Raw genomic sequence first — 16,962 nt, 5'->3', positions numbered from 1 at the left:
GCGGCAGGCTGCTGGCGAGCAACGCCAGGGCGGAAAGGGTGAAGAAGGAACGACGTTGCATAAATACTCCCTGTCAACATGATCATCAAAACGGTGAGCGGTCGGGGGCGCGAACATGCAGTCAGCGCACAACCATCTAGCCATCCAAACGGCTAATTGTTCACACCATAACAGAGCTCGTAGCCTTCGCCAAGCAACAAAACCGGGCAAGCTTGGCCAGCACGAAGCAAAGCGCATCCCGCAACTGGATGAGAAATCTTTGACGGAGCACGCAGTTATGCGCCTTGCCCTCTCCCTGCCTGGCGTCAAACTGACTTATTGTGGTCATTCGATACCCATTTCAACGGGTTCCCATGAGGGCCTGATGGGCTGCTCTACACCCAGGCCACACAAGGAGTCACCGTGTTCGATCATGTTGAAATCAAGGTGGTGCGTTTTGACTCCTGTCAGCACTTCTACGCCACCGTGCTGGCTCCTCTTTTGATAGAACTCAAATGGTCTGATGAGACGGCTGCCGGTTTTGGCCTGATGGGCCGCGATCACGTGGGCTTCCTGATTGAGCGGGGGCAGCAGGGCGCCTCCTGCCATCTCGCATTCAGGGCCGACGACGCGCCCCAGGTGGATGCGTTCCATCACGCGGGGATCAAGGCAGGTTTTGCCTGCAATGGGCTGCCGGGGCTGCGTCCCCACTATGCCCCCAATTACTACGCCGCCTTCCTGCGCGATCCCGATGGCAACAACATCGAGGCGATGACCTACCTTGAATGCCCAGACACGGCAAGCGAGTGAAGCAGCGCCACTCAGTCAGCCAACGAAAGCCTTCAGGCGAGGCTGTCCGCCACAAACAAGGAGACATTCATGCTTGAGCAAAACACCACCGGCCTGCTGGTGGTCGATATCCAGGGCAAGCTAGCCCGCCTGGTCGAGGAGAGCGACGCCCTGATTGCCAATACCGCCAGGCTGGTGCAAGGGGCCAGGGTGCTGGGGCTGCCGGTTGTCTGGCTGGAGCAGAACCCGGGCAAGCTCGGTGCCACCGTGCCCGAATTGCAGTCGCTGCAGGCAGGCGATCTTGTGCTGCCCAAATACAGCTTCGGCGCCCTGGGGGAGCCGACGGTGGCGACCGCGTTGGCCGAGAGCGGGGTCGAGCATTGGCTGGTATGTGGCATCGAGACCCATATCTGCGTCTACCAGAGCGTGCTGGGGCTTCTCGCCAGCGGTGCCGGGGTCTCGCTGGTGGTGGATGCGGTGTCGTCCCGCTCCGCCGCCAACCGGGATCTCGCCATCGGCCAGCTTGCGGCCAGGGGAGCTGCGCTGACGTCGGTGGAGATGTGTCTTTACGCGCTGATGAGGGATTGCCGCCATCCGGCATTTCGCCAGATCCTCTCCCTGGTGAAATGACCGCCATGATGGACAATATGGCGCCCTTTCTGTTCGCCCTCATCGCCTTCGGGGCGGCACTCATGGTGACGGTGACGGGGATGGCGGCCACCCGTCACTATCTGGCCTGGCTCTGGCTGGGGATCATGCTCTTCTTCGGGCTGTGGTGGACGCTGCTGGGGATGCCGCCGCTCCTTGCCGAACCAGCCCCTCTCTGACCATGCCGCCCGGACGGCTCAGCCCCCCAGACGCTCCTGCAGATAGTCGTATCCTCCCCCCTCCCTTGGCACGAAGCTCAGCCTGTGGGTCAGACCGGGGGGTGCATCATCGGCATGATGGGAAACGAACAACAGCTGGGTTCCCTCGCCCACGAGGCGCGCCACCATCTCCCGTACCAGGTGACGGTTGAGGGGATCCAGTCCCTGCAGGGGTTCGTCCAGGATGAGCAGCGGCGGATGTTTGACCAGGGCACGGGCGATCAGCACCAGTCGCTGCTGACCGAAAGAGAGAGAGTGGAAAGGCTGCGCCCCCTGATCGGCCAGCCCCAGCAGGGCCAGCCACTGGTTGGCCAGCGCCAGCTGACGATCCCCCGGCCGGGTATAAAGCCCGATGGAGTCGTAGAAACCGGAGAGGATCACTGTCTGCACCGGGCAGCTGACACGATAGTCCAGATGCAGCGCCGGGCTCACGAGCCCGATGTGGCGCTTGATCTCCCAGATGCTCTCGCCGCTGCCCCGCCGCCGTCCGAACAGATGGAGCTCATTGTTGTAACCTTGCGGGTGATCTCCGGTGATGAGGGAGAGCAGGGTCGACTTGCCAGCGCCGTTTGGTCCCACCAGTTGCCAGTGCTCCCCCTCGTCAATGGTCCAGTCGAGCCCGTCGATGATCACCTGATCCCCGTAAGCGATACGCATGGCTTTCATGACGACCCGAGGGCCGGGAGGCAAGGGCTCGGGTGTCGTCAGCGGTGGCGGCAAACGGGGGGACGTGGTTTCGGCGCGAGCCAGCTGGGCCACCTCCTGGCTGCCGAGCACCGCCTCGCGCTCCCCCGCCAGCAGCAGACGACACTCGCCGAGCAGGCCGAGGTGAGTGGCAAAGGGGGGGATCTCATCAAAACGGTTGACGATCACCACCAGACGCAGCCCCTCTGACACCAGGTCGGCCAGCAACATCATCAAAGAAGCCCTGGCCCCCTGATCCAGGCCATCGAAGGGTTCGTCCAGCACCAGCAGCTCGGGTCGCCCCAGCAGGGCCCGGGCCAGCAGCAGCTTGCGCCCCTCCCCGCTCGAGAGGTAGCGATAGGGGCGCTCCCACAGGGATTCAATGCCAAAACGGGCCAGCAGCGCGCGGGCCTCATGCTCCTCGCCCCCCGCCTCCAGCATCAGGGTCGATACCCGATACCCCGCCTCCTCCTCTTCTCCCAGCATGTCGGTATTGCGCCGCTGCCAGTCCAGCTCCCCCAGCTGTTGCTGCGACTCGAACGAGAGTCGCTCGGACAGGACTCGACCAGATACCGCTCCGGCACGCACGGCCAGCTCGCCGCACAGGGCCGACGCCAGCGCCGTCTTGCCGCTGCCGTTGCTGCCGACGAAGGCCCAGCACGCTTGAGGCGCCAGCTCAAGATCGGGAATGAAGAGGGTCTGGCTGCCGTGAAGGGCCAGCCTGGCCTTGTGCCACTGCAATAGGGTCATGAGTCCATCCAGTTAACCTGTCTCTCGCTACCTTAACAGCTGGAGGGGTGAGAGTGTATCGATAAGGGGCATCCGGGCCCCCTCTGTCACGCCCCCTGATCGTGCTGGCTGGCCAGCCCACAATTGCACCACCACAGAGAAGGGCTGCCGGACTGTGCCATCAAAGCCCGGTGGCGCGATAGATTCGATCCTTGCCATCTTGCTTGGCGCGGTACAGGGCCTGATCCACCTGCTCCATCAACGCTTCCGGAGTGCGCCCCTCGGTCGCGCCGATGCCTCCACTGAAGGTCACCTTCATCGCCTCATCCCGCCATCTCATCTCACCCACCCCCTGGCGCCACTGTGCCATCAGCCACTCGGCCTCGGCCAGGGTGCAGTGTTCGAACAGGGCGACCAGCTCCTCGCCACCATACCGGCACAGGGAGGCCGCATTGGCGAGCCGCTCCTGCCCGAGCGAGGCGCAGCGGCGCAACACCACATCACCGACGGCATGGCCATGGCCATCATTGATGCTCTTGAAGTTGTCGAGATCCACCAGCGCCAGCACGAACGGCCTCCCCTCGCTGTGCAGTTGCCTGAGCCGTTCATCCAGGAAGCGGCGATTATAAAGACCGGTCAGTGCATCCCGGTTGGCGGCATCGTGCGACGCCTGCAAGCGATCGGAGACCAGATTCAGCTCCTCGTGCAGCTCCACTATCTCCGGGAAATCCGGCAGTATCATCGTCGCCCTCTCCTGCGTCGAGCTCAAACGCAGCAGGCGCACCATCTGGATAAGCCCCCCGATCAGCGCCGACAGCCGCAAGCGAAAGAGGATCGCCATCACGATGAACAGAGCGCTCGACAACAGCAACAGCACAATGACGGCACCGCCCCCCACCAAGGCCACCGCGTCTCGCCTCGGCAGCATAGTGATGGCCAGTAGGTTCGAACGCCCCGGCAGGGCCTGATAAGCCACATACTGGCCGACTTCCTCCGAGAAGAAGGTGCCGGACGCTCCCTCCAGCCGCGCTAGCCAGGGATAGGCGATGACCTGACCATTGAACTCGGCCTGGGAATGGACCAGGATCTGGCCGCTGGATCGGTCAAACAGCAGGTGATTCAAGCCGTTGTCCCGATAGAGCATGGTGCTGAGCCGCTGCGACCAGGCGGGCAGGTTGATGTCGAGGCCGATGACACGCTCCTTCACCCCCCCAAATGGCCTTAGCCGATGGGAGACGGTCAGGGTATAGGCCCCGGTCAGCGCATCCGGATAAGCGCCGGTCCAGCTGAAACCGGAGGTGCCGAGCGCCCCCTTGAACCAGGCACGATTCGTCGAGTCAAACTGGGTGGTGTCCCAGGCCAGATCCTGCTCCTCGTTATTGGAAAAACTCTGTCCGCTCGCATCGGCGTAGTAGATCAGGTTCAGTTGCTCGCCGAGCGTCACCTTGTCATTCCACAGGTTGCGGCTGTAGGCCTTGTCTTCCTCGGAGAAGGTCAGAGGACGCAGCTCGTCGGCATTGACCTCGGCGACCAACACCTGCTCCACCTGTTCGAGGCTCTCCGCTTCGGCGATCGCAATGGCGTGGTTGAGAATCACCAGCTTCTGCTCCACCCCGGCGCGATGATTGAAGATAGAGAGTGCAAACACCCCACCGATCCCCAGCAACATGGGCATGGCAAGTAACCAGAAATATTTGGTACTAAAGGCGTATTTGGTCGTTGGACGGGCGGTGTGAGACATGCAGGAGACCCTCGATACATCTGTGGTATGGTCCCCCGACCCGCTCGCGATAAAGCCGGCATCTGCCCGTCTTGTCCATATTATCGACAAGGTTCTCTCAGGTCAGGGAAATTCATTGATGCAACACGACATCACGTTGATATTTATCTCAGCCATCAATATGCAGTAATTCATTGCCGTTGCTCCTTGTTTACAGGGTGAAGAGCGCTGGCATTTCTCTAACTATTTTTTAAATCACGACCAAACACGCATAATATGTTTTCATCTAATTCCGTTAGGACCGGTCAGGTTTTTCATCAATCACAGACTCGAAATGAGGTTGCGTAATAATCTGGCCCGCCAATAAAACCCTTGCCCCTGAACAAAGCCATGTAATCTGAGGAATGAGAGGTGATGCTTGTTTTCGACCCCCTCGATGATGACATTGTCATGCCCCCAGTCAGCAGTGAGCCTGGTCATGGCGGTGCCATCACATCGGGTGAAGCAGCGCCAGAAGAACTGTTTATTGACCCTAATGCCATCGAACAAGGCTGCGGATACATGGTCCATCGACAACAAGGATTCATCGGCATTGTTTATCCATAACTTGACCCCTAATCTTCTAAGCCTCGCCATATTATTCAATGCCAAATCTGGGATACCATCAGCAATATCCGCCATCTCAAAGGCCATACTCAGTCCAAAATTCGATATATACGAACCGAAATCTTCCCAAGAGATAAAGCATTCCATCAAATGCATATCGACACGGAGAAACACCGCCTGATAGAGGCGACTGTCGATTTTATTAAGATCTTTAAAGAACACCAGTTGTTGCGTAAATAGCCATGCGGCGTAGGAGGTGGTCATGTTGCTGAAGTTGGCTCTGGAAAAGACAGCCTTTTTTTCTGAAAATGAAATAACCTCAACTGCAACAATATCCCCGACATGCAGGTTGGCGATGGGTTCAATAGTATGCCTGATATAATCATGACCTTCGATGCTATGGCTTATGATGGTCGTCACCCGCTATTCCCCCCTACTGAATGAATTGGGCTTAATATAGCGACAGCCACCACACAATGACGGCAAAAAGCAAGTGGCACGGGTCACCTCATCATCGCTGACATTCACTTCAAGCATGGTTACCTCTTTATCAAGCCATGCCCTATCTGGCCCACCGGCATCTCCCCTCATACGGCACCATTATCAGTTCAATTGCTGTATCCAGACTGAATCGTTTTATGCTCACATAATAAGACCGCCAGTGCATGCCAATCAAATTACCTTGCCATTCATCAACAATAAAATCATTTAATAACAATGAGATATGAACATATTTCTGCTAAAGGGACGTGAATGAGCAAGATAAAAAAATGAGTTTTAAATTTTTTCGGAATTAAACTCTGAGGTATTGCCGTTATTAAAACAGAGGAGCGCCAAGAGAAAGCGTTTTCAAGGCTTGCCTTGATATCATGGCAAGGAGACCGACCATCAAAAAACTGATATCTCTCTCCATGACCCCTCTTATTGCTTTATTTGTGATTGGAGTGTTATCAGCGATGGTGACGACTGTGTTTGCCCAGGTTCCATCCGGGCAGAGGCAATATGAGGCACCCGCTTTGGATTGCAGCCCATGACGGCATCATTCTCGCGCCCTCTCATCGGGCGCAGTGTCACCGGCCTCACTCATTCCCTGACTTATGCCAACCAATGGGACCAAAGTCACAACTTGATCTGCTTGCCCGCAACTGCACATTTCCCGCCCCCCAGGGGCAAGGCGCGGCTGCGACTTGCTAGCCTGCCTGCGGCTCGGGCTCATGGCCACGCACGGCCTCCCCCGACGCCCTTATCGACATCCCGGCCCTCAGATTGGCCTATAGTTCGGCGAGGTTGTGGATCGTAACAGCATGATCTGGCACGCCATTTTTGCGCAGGAGAAGGCAGGCATCGGACAACATAGACATGCACCGCATGCCGGCATGAAAACGGCGCCCTCTCGGACGCCGTGTCTTTTATCACAGTGCAGCGCTATCGCCACACAGGCACAAAAGCGGCTCAGCCGGCCTTGTGCTGCTCGGCCAGATAGAGCCAGGTGTCGACCACGGTATCCGGGTTGAGCGACACGGAATCGATCCCCTGCTCGACCAGCCAGGCGGCGAAGTCCGGGTGATCGGACGGCCCCTGGCCGCAGATCCCCACGTACTTGCCCGCCTTGCGGGCGGCGGCGATGGCCATGGCTAGCAGAGCCTTGACCGCCTCGTTGCGCTCGTCGAACAGGTGGGCGATGAGCCCGGAGTCCCGATCCAGCCCCAGGGTCAACTGGGTCATGTCGTTGGAGCCGATGGAGAAGCCGTCGAAGTGCTCGAGGAACTTGTCCGCCAGCAGCGCATTGGAGGGCAGTTCGCACATCATGATGACTTTCAGGCCGCGCTCGCCACGGCGCAAGCCGTTCTCAGCCAGTATCTCCACCACCTGTTCCGCCTCACCCAGGGTACGCACGAAGGGGATCATCACCTCGACGTTGGTCAGCCCCATGACATCCCGCACCCGCTTCATCGCCTCGCACTCGAGGGCGAAGCAGGGGCGGAAGCTGTCGGCGATGTAGCGCGACGCGCCACGGAAACCGATCATGGGGTTCTCTTCATGGGGTTCGTAACCACGGCCCCCCACCAGGTTGGCGTACTCATTGGACTTGAAGTCCGACATCCGCACGATGACCCGCTCAGGCCAGAAGGCGGCCGCCAGGGTGGCGATCCCTTCCGTCAGCTTGGCTACGTAGAACTCCCGTGGGCTCTCGTAGCCCGCGATCATCCTGGTGATGGTGGCCTGGAGTTCCGGGGTCTGCTGATCGAACTCCAGCAGCGCCTTGGGGTGGACCCCGATCATGCGGTTGATGATGAACTCGAGGCGGGCCAGGCCCACGCCGGCATTCGGCAACTGGGCAAAATCGAAGGCGCGGTCCGGATTGCCGACGTTCATCATGATCTTGATGGGCAGGCGCGGCATGTTGCCCACCTCGGTCACCGCCACGTCAAAGTCGAGCTCGCCGTCATAGATGAAGCCGGTGTCCCCTTCCGCACAGGAGACGGTGATGAGCTGACCATCCTGGATGTGGTCGGTGGCTTTGCCGCAACCCACCACTGCCGGAATGCCAAGCTCCCGGGCGATGATGGCGGCGTGACAGGTGCGCCCACCCCGGTTGGTGACGATGGCGGAAGCGCGCTTCATGATGGGCTCCCAATCCGGATCCGTCATGTCGGTGACCAGCACATCGCCAGGCTGCACTTCATCCATCTGGCTGATGGAGGAGATGACACGGGCCGGACCCGCGCCAATCTTGTGGCCGATGGCGCGCCCCTCGATCAGCACCTTGCCGGTTTGCTTGAGGGCAAAGCGCTCGAGGGTATTGGCTTCCTGGCGGCTACGCACGGTTTCCGGACGGGCTTGAACGATGTAGAGCTTGCCATCCTGACCATCCTTGGCCCACTCGATGTCCATCGGACGACCGTAATGCTGCTCGATGATGAGGGCCTGCTTTGCCAGGGCCATCACTTCCTCGTCCGTGATGCAGAAGCGGTTGCGCTCGGCATCGGTGGTGTCGACCACCTTCACCTGACGGCCATGACCGGCATCCCCGGAGTAGGTCATCTTGATGAGCTTGGAACCCAGCGTCTTGCGCACCACGGCAGGGCGCCCGGCCTTGAGGGTCGGCTTGTGCACATAGAACTCGTCCGGGTTGACGGCCCCCTGCACCACCATCTCGCCCAAACCCTGGGCGCCGGTGATGAAGACCACGTCGTTGAAGCCGGATTCGGTGTCCAGGGTAAACATGACGCCGGAGGCAGCGAGATCCGAGCGCACCATGCGCTGCACCCCGGCAGAGAGAGCGACCCCCTTGTGGTCATAGCCCTGATGGACCCGGTAGGAGATGGCGCGATCGTTGAACAGAGAGGCAAACACATGCTTGATGGCAGTCATGACGGCATCGATGCCGCGCACGTTGAGGAAGGTCTCCTGCTGACCGGCAAACGACGCATCCGGCATGTCTTCCGCGGTGGCGGAGGAGCGCACGGCAAAGGATGCCTCGAGCCCCGCGCTCAGCTTGTCATAGGCCTCGCGCACCGCCTGCTCCAGAGCGGGCTGGAAGGGTGCTTCCACCACCCAGTCGCGGATCTGCTGACCGGCCCGGTTGAGGGCGGCGATGTCATCCACATCCAGACTGTCGAGCAAGTCATGGATCTTGCCGTTGAGGCCGCTTAACTCCAGAAACTCGTTAAACGCAAAGGCCGTGGTCGCAAACCCGCCCGGCACGGACACGCCGACCCCCGAGAGGTTGCTGATCATCTCGCCAAGGGATGCATTCTTGCCGCCGACGCGTTCAACGTCCTGCATACCGAGCTGTTCGTACCAGAGTACGTACTGTTGCATTTGCATGTCTCCAGGTTGGGGGGCCAGGGTGACAATTCACCTGCTGTGCCAAGTCGTGTGTTTTTGTTAGTGTCTGTTGCCAACGACCATGAAAACGTTTTCTATTTATTGTCAAAAAAATCCCCGAGCAAGAGTTGGGGATGGTCGTTTGACACAGGCATTCTACAATAGCGACACAAAAAGGTAACGACTCAGGTTTGCAAGCGAGTTCACAACTTGGGCATGGCAGATCTGTTGACAAAAACGATATGGTTTCGAGAGATACTTATTTCTCGCCGCCCTCTGGAGCGCACCACAGGAGTCCGCAGTGCACACCGTATTCTATGTATCCGACGGCACCGCCATCACCGCCGAAGTCTTCGGCCACGCCGTGTTGAGCCAGTTTCCCCTGGCCTTCGAGCAGGTCACCATCCCCTTTGTCGAGACCCAGGAGAAAGCGCGCCAGGTACGGGCACGCATTGACGAGCAGTTTCGCCAGACCGGGGTGCGCCCCATTCTGTTTCACACCATCGTCGACCCCATGGTGCGTGAAGAGGTGCTCAAGGCCCAGGCCAGCAGCCACGATTTTCTCAACACCTTCGTGAGCCCTCTCGAACAGGAGCTCGGTATCAAGGCCGAACCCAGGTTGCATCGCACCCATGGCATGGAAAACCGCAAGCTTTACGACGATCGCATCGAAGCGGTCAACTTTGCGCTGGCCAACGACGATGGCATCACCACCAGGGAGTATGACGAGGCAGACATCATCCTCATCGGGGTCTCCCGTTGCGGCAAGACACCGACCAGCCTCTATCTGGCACTGCAATTTGGCATTCGCGCCGCCAACTATCCCTTTATCGAGCAGGACATGGGATCGCTGGAGCTGCCCGCCGCCCTCAAGGCCAATCGCCACAAATTGTTCGGCCTCACCATCATGCCGCAGCGGCTGCACGAGATCCGCAACCAGCGCCGCGCCAACAGCCGCTACTCCTCGCTTGATCAATGCAAACAGGAGCTGGCCAGCGTCGAGAGGCTGTTCCGCCAGGAGGCGATCCGCTTCCTCGATACCAGCTCCCACTCGGTCGAGGAGATCAGCGCCAAGATCCTGGAAGCGACCGGCCTTCGCCGCCAGCTCTGCTAACCTGCAAGGCTGTCACAGCACAACGCACCATGAAATAGATGAGTGGCAAGATAACGAAACAGAGAAACAGGATGAAAAAATGATGCCAGCATCATCGCTGGCATCCCATCACTCGCGGGGCAAGCAGGCTCAGGGCTTGTTGAGCTCCTTGTTGTTCATCAACATGCCGTGAAAATGGATGAGTCCCCTGCCCTTGCGGACTCGCTCGCTCAGCCAGCAGGCTGGCACCAACCCCATCCCGGCAGCAAGGATCAGCACCATGGCGATGTGGTTAACCAGGTAATCCGCTCCCAACCAGCCCCAGACAACAAGGCTGCTCATCGCCATCGTCAGCAACATGGGGGATAGCCAGATCCCGAGCCAGAGCACGGCCATCACCAGGCCACCGACTATACGCTCCATCATATGAGTCCCTTTTTATCAAAGGGCAACAAGGCCATGAAAACCGGACTGAGTCAATAGATTAAAATCCATTCGAACGCAAAACCAGCAATCACTCTCAAAACCCCTTTCCAGATCATGAAAAACCTGCATGGCGCACAAAACAGCAGCCAATGATGAGGAAAACAGGTGCATGAACGGTCGATTATCACTATTCTGCTCGGGTTGGTAGCCGCTACAAAAAACAGCCAGCGGCAAACCGTAACGATATAAATACGGATTTCGTCACGTTTTCGGCACAAGATGCCGCGCCAGGCAGAGGACGTGCTGTGGCTGACGGGACGCGAGCCGAGTGATTTCAGCGACGTAAGGAAGGAAGCATGGATCTTCAACAACACGGCGAGGAGCTCAAGCGCGGTCTGAAAAACCGCCATATCCAGCTTATCGCACTGGGCGGTGCCATCGGTACAGGCCTGTTCCTCGGCATTGCCGACACCATCAAGATGGCGGGCCCTGCGGTGCTGCTGGGCTATGCCATCGGCGGCTTCATCGCCTTCCTCATCATGCGCCAGCTGGGCGAGATGGTGGTGGAAGAGCCGGTTGCCGGCTCATTCAGCCATTTTGCCTACAAGTACTGGGGTGACTTCGCCGGCTTCGCTTCCGGCTGGAACTACTGGGTGCTCTATGTACTGGTGAGCATGGCCGAGCTGACGGCAGTCGGTATCTATGTCCAGTACTGGTGGCCCGAGATCCCGACCTGGATGTCGGCGGCCTTCTTCTTCGTGCTGATCAACGCCATCAACCTCTCCAACGTCAAGGCGTTCGGCGAGATGGAGTTCTGGTTCGCCATCATCAAGGTGGTCGCCATTCTCGGCATGATCGGATTCGGCGGCTGGATGCTGTTCTCCGGCAGCGGTGGCCCCGAGGCCACGGTCAGCAACCTCTGGGCCCAGGGTGGCTTCTTCCCCAACGGCGTCGGCGGGCTGGTGATGGCCATGGCCTTCATCATGTTCTCCTTCGGCGGTCTGGAGCTGGTCGGCATCACGGCAGCGGAAGCGGACAATCCCGAGAAGAGCATCCCAAAGGCCACCAACCAGGTGATCTACCGCATCCTCATCTTCTACATCGGCGCCCTGACCGTACTGCTCTCCCTCTATCCCTGGGGCAAGGTAGTGGAAGGCGGCAGCCCGTTCGTGATGATCTTCCATGCGCTCGACAGCAACCTGGTAGCCAACGTACTTAACCTGGTGGTGCTGACCGCCGCGCTGTCGGTGTACAACAGCTGCGTCTACTGCAACAGCCGCATGCTGTTTGGCCTAGCCAAGCAGGGCAACGGCCCCAAGGCCCTGCTCAAGACCAACAAGAGCGGCGTGCCCCTGACCGCCATCACCATCTCGGCCGCGGCCACCCTGCTGTGTGTGCTCATCAACTACCTGATCCCGGGCAAGGCCTTTGGTCTGCTGATGTCTCTGGTGGTCTCCGCCCTGGTCATCAACTGGGCCATGATCAGCCTGGCGCACCTCAAGTTCCGCAAGGTGAAGGCCGCAGAAGGGGTCACCACCAAGTTCAAGGCACTGTGGAGCCCGTTTGGCAACTACCTCTGCCTCGCCTTCATGGCCGCCATCCTGGTGATCATGTACATGAACGACGGCACCCGCATCTCGGTCGAGCTGATCCCGGCCTGGGTCCTGGTACTCGGTATCGGCTATCTGCTCAAACAGAAGAGCCAACGCAAGCTGGCGACCAACCTGGGCTAGGCATCATCCCTCTCCAACAAAAATGCCGGTCAGTGACCGGCATTTTTTTATTCCATTCCCGTTTCACCTGACCCAGTTCGCGGCTCGCTTGTCCTGCAAGCCCCTGCAATGACAAACCCGAGGGGGTGCCTCGGGTTTGAGTGATGGACAAAGGGGCTGTGTTATTCCAGCAGGAAGACGGCTTCTACATTGTCAGTGATGCTGATCTGCTGCTGTTGATAGCTGTTTTCCATCATGTCGGCGGCAGGGGCTGCCGCGGCCTTCATGGCACGGGTATAGACCGGCATGGGGGAACTGTTGCGGTATTCAACGCTATACACTTTGCCAAGCTTCATGCCGAAAGCCTTGGCCAGGGACTCCGCCTTGCTCGTGGCATCAGCGACAGCACCAAGCCGGGCCTGCTCCTTGATGACCTGTGGTGACTTCAGGCCGTACTCTATCTGGGTCACGGACTCCAGACCCGCCTTGAGGGCGGTATCCATCAACTGGCTGAGTTTGTCGAGTTGATAGAGTTTGACGGCCAGTTGGCGCTGGGCACGGTAACCCACCATTTCAGGCTGCTTGTTCTGGGGATACTGATACTCGGGGGAGATCACCAGGTTGCCCGCCTCGACGTCGCTGCGCTTGATGCCGAGGCTCTCCAGCTGGCCAAAGAAGGCAGCTACCTTGGTATCTACCTGCTGTTTGGCCTTGATGCCCTGCTTCTCCAGTGCCGTGACGGCCACATTGAGCGTCAGCATGTCTGGTTCGGCCTTCTGCTCCGCATAGCCACTGACGACCAGATGAGGGGCCTGGGGAACCTCGATGGCAAGCAAGGGGGCACTGACAACCAGCGCGGACAGGGTAAGAAGGGGACGCCACATAAAAAAACCTCCATCATTTAGATGGAGGTCATTATGCATGTCGTCGATTGGGATTCATATATCGTGTGTCGGCGGGATCTGGTCCAGCACCTGATTGGTCATGTCGATATTGATGCTGATCTCCCCTCCTCCTGAATTGCCATGGCTTGTCATCACGGGAGCAGGCGCCGGGCTGCCAAACAGCGATTCATCCTCAAAGTGGAACGAATCCCACGACAGAACATGACCTTGTGATGGCAGATTCGGCTCGGACGTCGTCACAACGGCCAGCGCCCCCCAGTCAAGCTCCTCACCGTGGCTGAGCAGCCCCTGCAAGGAGGTATCGCTCAGACTTTGCAACGAATACTCCTGCTGCCCCCACTCATGGCCGACCAACACCATCATGTGGGGCAGGGGCGCATCCTCTGCTGGCGTGAAGCTGATACGAGAAGCGGCAAAGTCAACATTCAGCAACCCCGCCACCTCACCATCTTCGCTCTCCAGCTCCAGACCGTTGAGCGTGTCACCCGTCATCGTGGCCTGATAGCCAAAGCGGCCGGTGCAGACGATATTGTCCTGCCCGTTCCAGCTATAGCGAATGCCGTCGATGTCGACCCAGTTGAATGACTGCATGGTGACCCTCTCCTGATACTGCAGCTATCTTATCTGCCCACTCCATCAAATAACAGGGGCCGGGCACACCCGGCCCCCATACCCTGCTTACGGATCGACCTTGAGGTTGCCCTGATCCAGCAGATCCTGAATGATCTGCAGATTGGATTTGCCAGCCGTCAGATCCACGTTGTCAAAGAGGATGGTATGAGTCGTGGTGCCACTTCCCGCTCCATCCAGATCAATGGTCAGAGTCGACTTGCCACTGCCCGGACCAGGAGCAAAGGTAAGATAGTGATCCAGTGTGCTCGCATCGGCATGCTCACCACTGAGCAGTTCACTCAGGTCCAGAACATCTCCATTGGCCCCCGTGGTGAAGTCTTTGATGGTATCCGTGCCTCCTGCATCACCTGCCATCCATTTGAAGGTATCCTTGCCAGCCCCACCAGTCAGGGTATCACTGCCGGTACCCCCAATCAGCAGGTCGTCGCCACCACCACCACTCAAGATGTCGTTACCTGCCAGTCCGCTCAAGACGTTGGCATTACCATCGCCGGTCAGGCTGTCGTTGAACATGGACCCTACCAGATTTTCCATGTTGCTCAGGCTGTCTGTCCCTGCCCCTCCGGTATTCTGACTGGCACCATTGACTGTGACCGTGACCCCAGCAGCGCTGTCGAAGTAACTGGCCGTATCATTGCCGTTGCCGCCGTTCAGGGTATCGTTGCCAGCGCCACCGATCAGGAGATCATTGCCCTCACCACCATTCAAGGTGTCGTTACCGAGTCCTCCAAGCAAGATGTCGTTCCCGGCATTGCCGTTGAGCGTATCGTTTCCAGACCCTCCGATCAGGATCTCGTCGAGATAGCTCCCGGTGAGTGTCGAACCGCTCTGCACATCCACATACACCTTGGCCGTATCTGTGGTCGTGCTATTGGTGTAGTTGAACGAACCCTCGTAAGAGCTGGGGGTAGCATTGCCGGAAGTATCGTCAAATGTTACCGAGCCTGCATTGTCTGTGACGGTCCCTCCAACAGCTCCCGAGACGCCCGTGATCATCTGGGTCGCAGCCAGAGGCCCGGTGTCATTGGCAAGCAGGGCCCAATCCGGAATGGTCGCCGGGTCCTGGTTGGTGATGATAAAGTCATCACGAACCACGGTAGGACCGACCGCCGGGTTGATAACGATGGACAAGGTGCTGGACGCAGTATCCCCATCGTTGTCTATCACACTGTAACCCACGACCTGGTTTATCCCCCCGACCGGAATGGATGACGGCGGGGTATAGGTGTAGGCGCCGTTGTCCATATCCACCTTGAGGATGCCGCCTGCAAGTGTAATGGTCCATTCATTGGTCGCTGTATTGAAGGTCCCGACTGATGTTCCTCCCGAAACGCCGGCGGAGTCCGTCTTCTGGTTGTAGGTATAAGTCACTCCCCCCACGGTAATGGCATTGAGCCAGCCACCATCGGCCCCGGCACTCGCCGCTACCCCGTTGATCAGTTGTCCTGCCAGGGGCGGAGCTACCACGGTGCTCAAAAGGGTCGCGGTCAGTTGGCTGAAGTCAGTCACCACCACTGCGGTGGTATTCGCCGGGCTGGCACCACTGACCCCGTTGTAGGCAATGGGATCCAGTGCAGACTGGGTCGCTCCCGAGCCCATCCCGAGCGCGTACGAATTGATGTTGTTCGCCGTCAGGAAATCGGCCCAGTCCTTGGTTTCACCACTCAGTGTCGTGCCGTCACCATCGATCCCGTTCCCACCGCCAAGCGAGTTGTTGCCATCAGGAACTGTGGCGGGGGTACCGCTCAACGAGTTGGCATTTGGCAGACCATCCGACATGAAGTAAGAGACATTTTGCGCATTAGCGAGTTTACCTGTATCGCCAAAGGCTTTGATTGCCTCGTTCAGTGCATCATCGTAGTTGGTCGAGTCCGTGGGGGTAAGACCAAGGATGATAGCCTTGGCTACATCGATCGAGACCCACACCCCGGTCGGATTGGCGGCTGAAGTGGAGAAGGTCACGATATTGACCATGACGCTGCCGTAGGCGCTGTATTTGTCCAGCAGCTCCAACGCGGACTTCTGCATCACCTGCATCCGAGTCATGCCTTGATAGCCCGATGGGTCACCCATACTGCCGGAGATATCGAGGATCAACATCAGATTCGTGTTCTGCACCTGAGTCGCCTGGCCTGCATTGGTAACAGCATTGGCAATGGGGGCATCATCGCTGATCACAACCTGCAGGTTACCCGTGCCACTGTCGCCACTGGCATCCGTAGCCGACACGACGAAACTCGGACCATTCGCTGTATCACTGTTGCCCTGAACGTTGTGAGTCAGTACATTGTCTTTGAGCGTGTAGGTATAGTTCACCGTGTAGACACCGGCTGTGGGGCCGCTGACACCGGTTACCGTCAGCATTCCTTCCGTATTGTTGATCAAGGTCTGACTGCCGCCACTGGTCAAATTGTAAGCCTGCCCACCGATGGTCAAGGTAGTCAGATTTTCACCTTGGGTGTTGATGGTGAAGCTGCCATTGAATATCTCCGAATTACCACTGGCAGCGGTCCCCTCAGGCAGTCCCTCCTCATCAACCGTCGCATTGCCGATGGTCAATACAGGAACACGGGTATCCTGAGCAATATTGATGGTCAGTGTTGCCGGATCCGTATCACCATCGCCATCTTTGAGCGTGTAGGTAAATACCTCCGAGGCCCCCACGGGAACCGATGCCGCCGTGAGCGTATAACTGTATTCGCCATCCAGCCCCATGGTCAGCGTCCCATACAGCCCGGTCACGGTGAATCCACCGGCAGGATTACTGTCTGAATTGCCGTTCGAGCTCACGACCTGGCTGATTGCCGCACCATCAGCCCCCATGACGTCCACCCCGGCACCGGCTGTGCCGCCGATGGTACCCGCCCCGGTAATGACATTACCCGTCACCGGAGTGAACACACCTTCAGTGGCACTGTCAGCATCATCGTTGGCCGTCGGCACGTCATCCACGATCTGCACGCTCAGGGTGTTCGAGGCCGAGTCCCCG

At 58.5% G+C, this 16,962-nt stretch carries 13 protein-coding genes; 5 read left to right on the top strand and 8 right to left on the bottom strand.

Going from position 1 to position 16,962, the window contains the following annotated elements; translation table 11 throughout:
• The first annotated feature begins 402 nt into the window (after positions 1–402).
• The 3 genes from AACR77_RS04085 (at position 403) to AACR77_RS04075 (ending at position 1,595) form a co-directional block, all read left to right on the top strand.
• Complete coding sequence (locus AACR77_RS04085) at positions 403–789, top strand: VOC family protein (protein WP_042879898.1); 387 nt, start codon at positions 403–405, stop codon at positions 787–789.
• Positions 790–858: 69 nt separating this feature from the next.
• A complete protein-coding gene (locus AACR77_RS04080) occupies positions 859–1,398 on the top strand; it encodes a hydrolase (protein WP_042879896.1) in 540 nt (179 codons plus the stop codon).
• 5 nt (positions 1,399–1,403) lie between these two features.
• On the top strand, positions 1,404–1,595 hold the full coding sequence (locus AACR77_RS04075) for a hypothetical protein (protein WP_223915819.1): 192 nt from the start codon (positions 1,404–1,406) through the stop codon (positions 1,593–1,595).
• An 18-nt stretch (positions 1,596–1,613) separates the two neighbouring features.
• Here AACR77_RS04075 and modF read toward each other — a convergent pair whose 3' ends face one another.
• From modF to ppsA, 4 genes are all read right to left on the bottom strand, one after another.
• Positions 1,614–3,068 (bottom strand): molybdate ABC transporter ATP-binding protein ModF, encoded by a 1,455-nt coding sequence (gene modF / locus AACR77_RS04070; RefSeq protein WP_052224776.1) that lies wholly within the window; start codon positions 3,066–3,068, stop codon positions 1,614–1,616.
• A gap of 160 nt (positions 3,069–3,228) precedes the next feature.
• The gene (locus AACR77_RS04065) at positions 3,229–4,788 is read right to left on the bottom strand and encodes a sensor domain-containing diguanylate cyclase (protein ID WP_081999385.1); all 1,560 of its coding nucleotides are present in this window, start codon (positions 4,786–4,788) and stop codon (positions 3,229–3,231) included.
• Between the two features lie 300 nt (positions 4,789–5,088).
• Complete coding sequence (locus AACR77_RS04060; RefSeq protein WP_039038809.1) at positions 5,089–5,793, bottom strand: EAL domain-containing protein; 705 nt, start codon at positions 5,791–5,793, stop codon at positions 5,089–5,091.
• 1,032 nt (positions 5,794–6,825) lie between these two features.
• Positions 6,826–9,198, bottom strand: a complete 2,373-nt coding sequence (gene ppsA, locus AACR77_RS04055; protein WP_042879894.1) for a phosphoenolpyruvate synthase — start codon at positions 9,196–9,198, stop codon at positions 6,826–6,828.
• Between the two features lie 307 nt (positions 9,199–9,505).
• Between ppsA and ppsR the strand changes: the two genes are divergently transcribed.
• On the top strand, positions 9,506–10,318 hold the full coding sequence (ppsR, locus tag AACR77_RS04050) for a posphoenolpyruvate synthetase regulatory kinase/phosphorylase PpsR (protein ID WP_010675153.1): 813 nt from the start codon (positions 9,506–9,508) through the stop codon (positions 10,316–10,318).
• 129 nt (positions 10,319–10,447) lie between these two features.
• On the opposite strand, the gene AACR77_RS04045 is transcribed toward ppsR, so the two are convergent.
• Positions 10,448–10,723, bottom strand: a complete 276-nt coding sequence (locus AACR77_RS04045; RefSeq protein WP_081999384.1) for a hypothetical protein — start codon at positions 10,721–10,723, stop codon at positions 10,448–10,450.
• 356 nt (positions 10,724–11,079) lie between these two features.
• Between AACR77_RS04045 and AACR77_RS04040 the strand changes: the two genes are divergently transcribed.
• Entirely contained in the window at positions 11,080–12,456 is a 1,377-nt protein-coding gene (locus AACR77_RS04040; protein ID WP_010675155.1) for an amino acid permease, read from the top strand.
• A gap of 161 nt (positions 12,457–12,617) precedes the next feature.
• Here AACR77_RS04040 and AACR77_RS04035 read toward each other — a convergent pair whose 3' ends face one another.
• The 3 genes from AACR77_RS04035 to AACR77_RS04025 all read right to left on the bottom strand — a co-directional run bounded on the left by AACR77_RS04035 (position 12,618) and on the right by AACR77_RS04025 (position 16,934).
• Positions 12,618–13,319 carry an SIMPL domain-containing protein gene (locus tag AACR77_RS04035; RefSeq protein ID WP_010675156.1) on the bottom strand — a complete coding sequence of 234 codons (702 nt, stop codon included), beginning with the start codon at positions 13,317–13,319 and terminating at the stop codon, positions 12,618–12,620.
• A gap of 54 nt (positions 13,320–13,373) precedes the next feature.
• The gene (locus AACR77_RS04030; protein ID WP_042879892.1) at positions 13,374–13,931 is read right to left on the bottom strand and encodes a hypothetical protein; all 558 of its coding nucleotides are present in this window, start codon (positions 13,929–13,931) and stop codon (positions 13,374–13,376) included.
• 87 nt (positions 13,932–14,018) lie between these two features.
• Positions 14,019–16,934: a beta strand repeat-containing protein gene (locus AACR77_RS04025; RefSeq protein WP_231563142.1), complete on the bottom strand. Its 2,916-nt coding sequence runs from the start codon at positions 16,932–16,934 to the stop codon at positions 14,019–14,021.
• Positions 16,935–16,962 lie beyond the last annotated feature (28 nt).

This window comes from Aeromonas sp. ZOR0002 (assembly GCF_963866995.1).
GTDB lineage: Bacteria > Pseudomonadota > Gammaproteobacteria > Enterobacterales > Aeromonadaceae > Aeromonas > Aeromonas caviae.
This window is presented reverse-complemented; position numbering and strand designations above follow the sequence as displayed.

Coding starts and splice junctions, on each gene's coding strand:
- modF (WP_052224776.1), bottom strand. CDS start 3,068: ATGACCCTATTGCAGTGGCACAAGGCCAGGCTGGCCCTTCACGGCAGC.
- AACR77_RS04040 (WP_010675155.1), top strand. CDS start 11,080: ATGGATCTTCAACAACACGGCGAGGAGCTCAAGCGCGGTCTGAAAAAC.
- AACR77_RS04030 (WP_042879892.1), bottom strand. CDS start 13,931: ATGCAGTCATTCAACTGGGTCGACATCGACGGCATTCGCTATAGCTGG.
- AACR77_RS04065 (WP_081999385.1), bottom strand. CDS start 4,788: ATGTCTCACACCGCCCGTCCAACGACCAAATACGCCTTTAGTACCAAA.
- AACR77_RS04035 (WP_010675156.1), bottom strand. CDS start 13,319: ATGTGGCGTCCCCTTCTTACCCTGTCCGCGCTGGTTGTCAGTGCCCCC.
- AACR77_RS04075 (WP_223915819.1), top strand. CDS start 1,404: ATGATGGACAATATGGCGCCCTTTCTGTTCGCCCTCATCGCCTTCGGG.
- AACR77_RS04080 (WP_042879896.1), top strand. CDS start 859: ATGCTTGAGCAAAACACCACCGGCCTGCTGGTGGTCGATATCCAGGGC.
- AACR77_RS04045 (WP_081999384.1), bottom strand. CDS start 10,723: ATGATGGAGCGTATAGTCGGTGGCCTGGTGATGGCCGTGCTCTGGCTC.
- ppsA (WP_042879894.1), bottom strand. CDS start 9,198: ATGCAACAGTACGTACTCTGGTACGAACAGCTCGGTATGCAGGACGTT.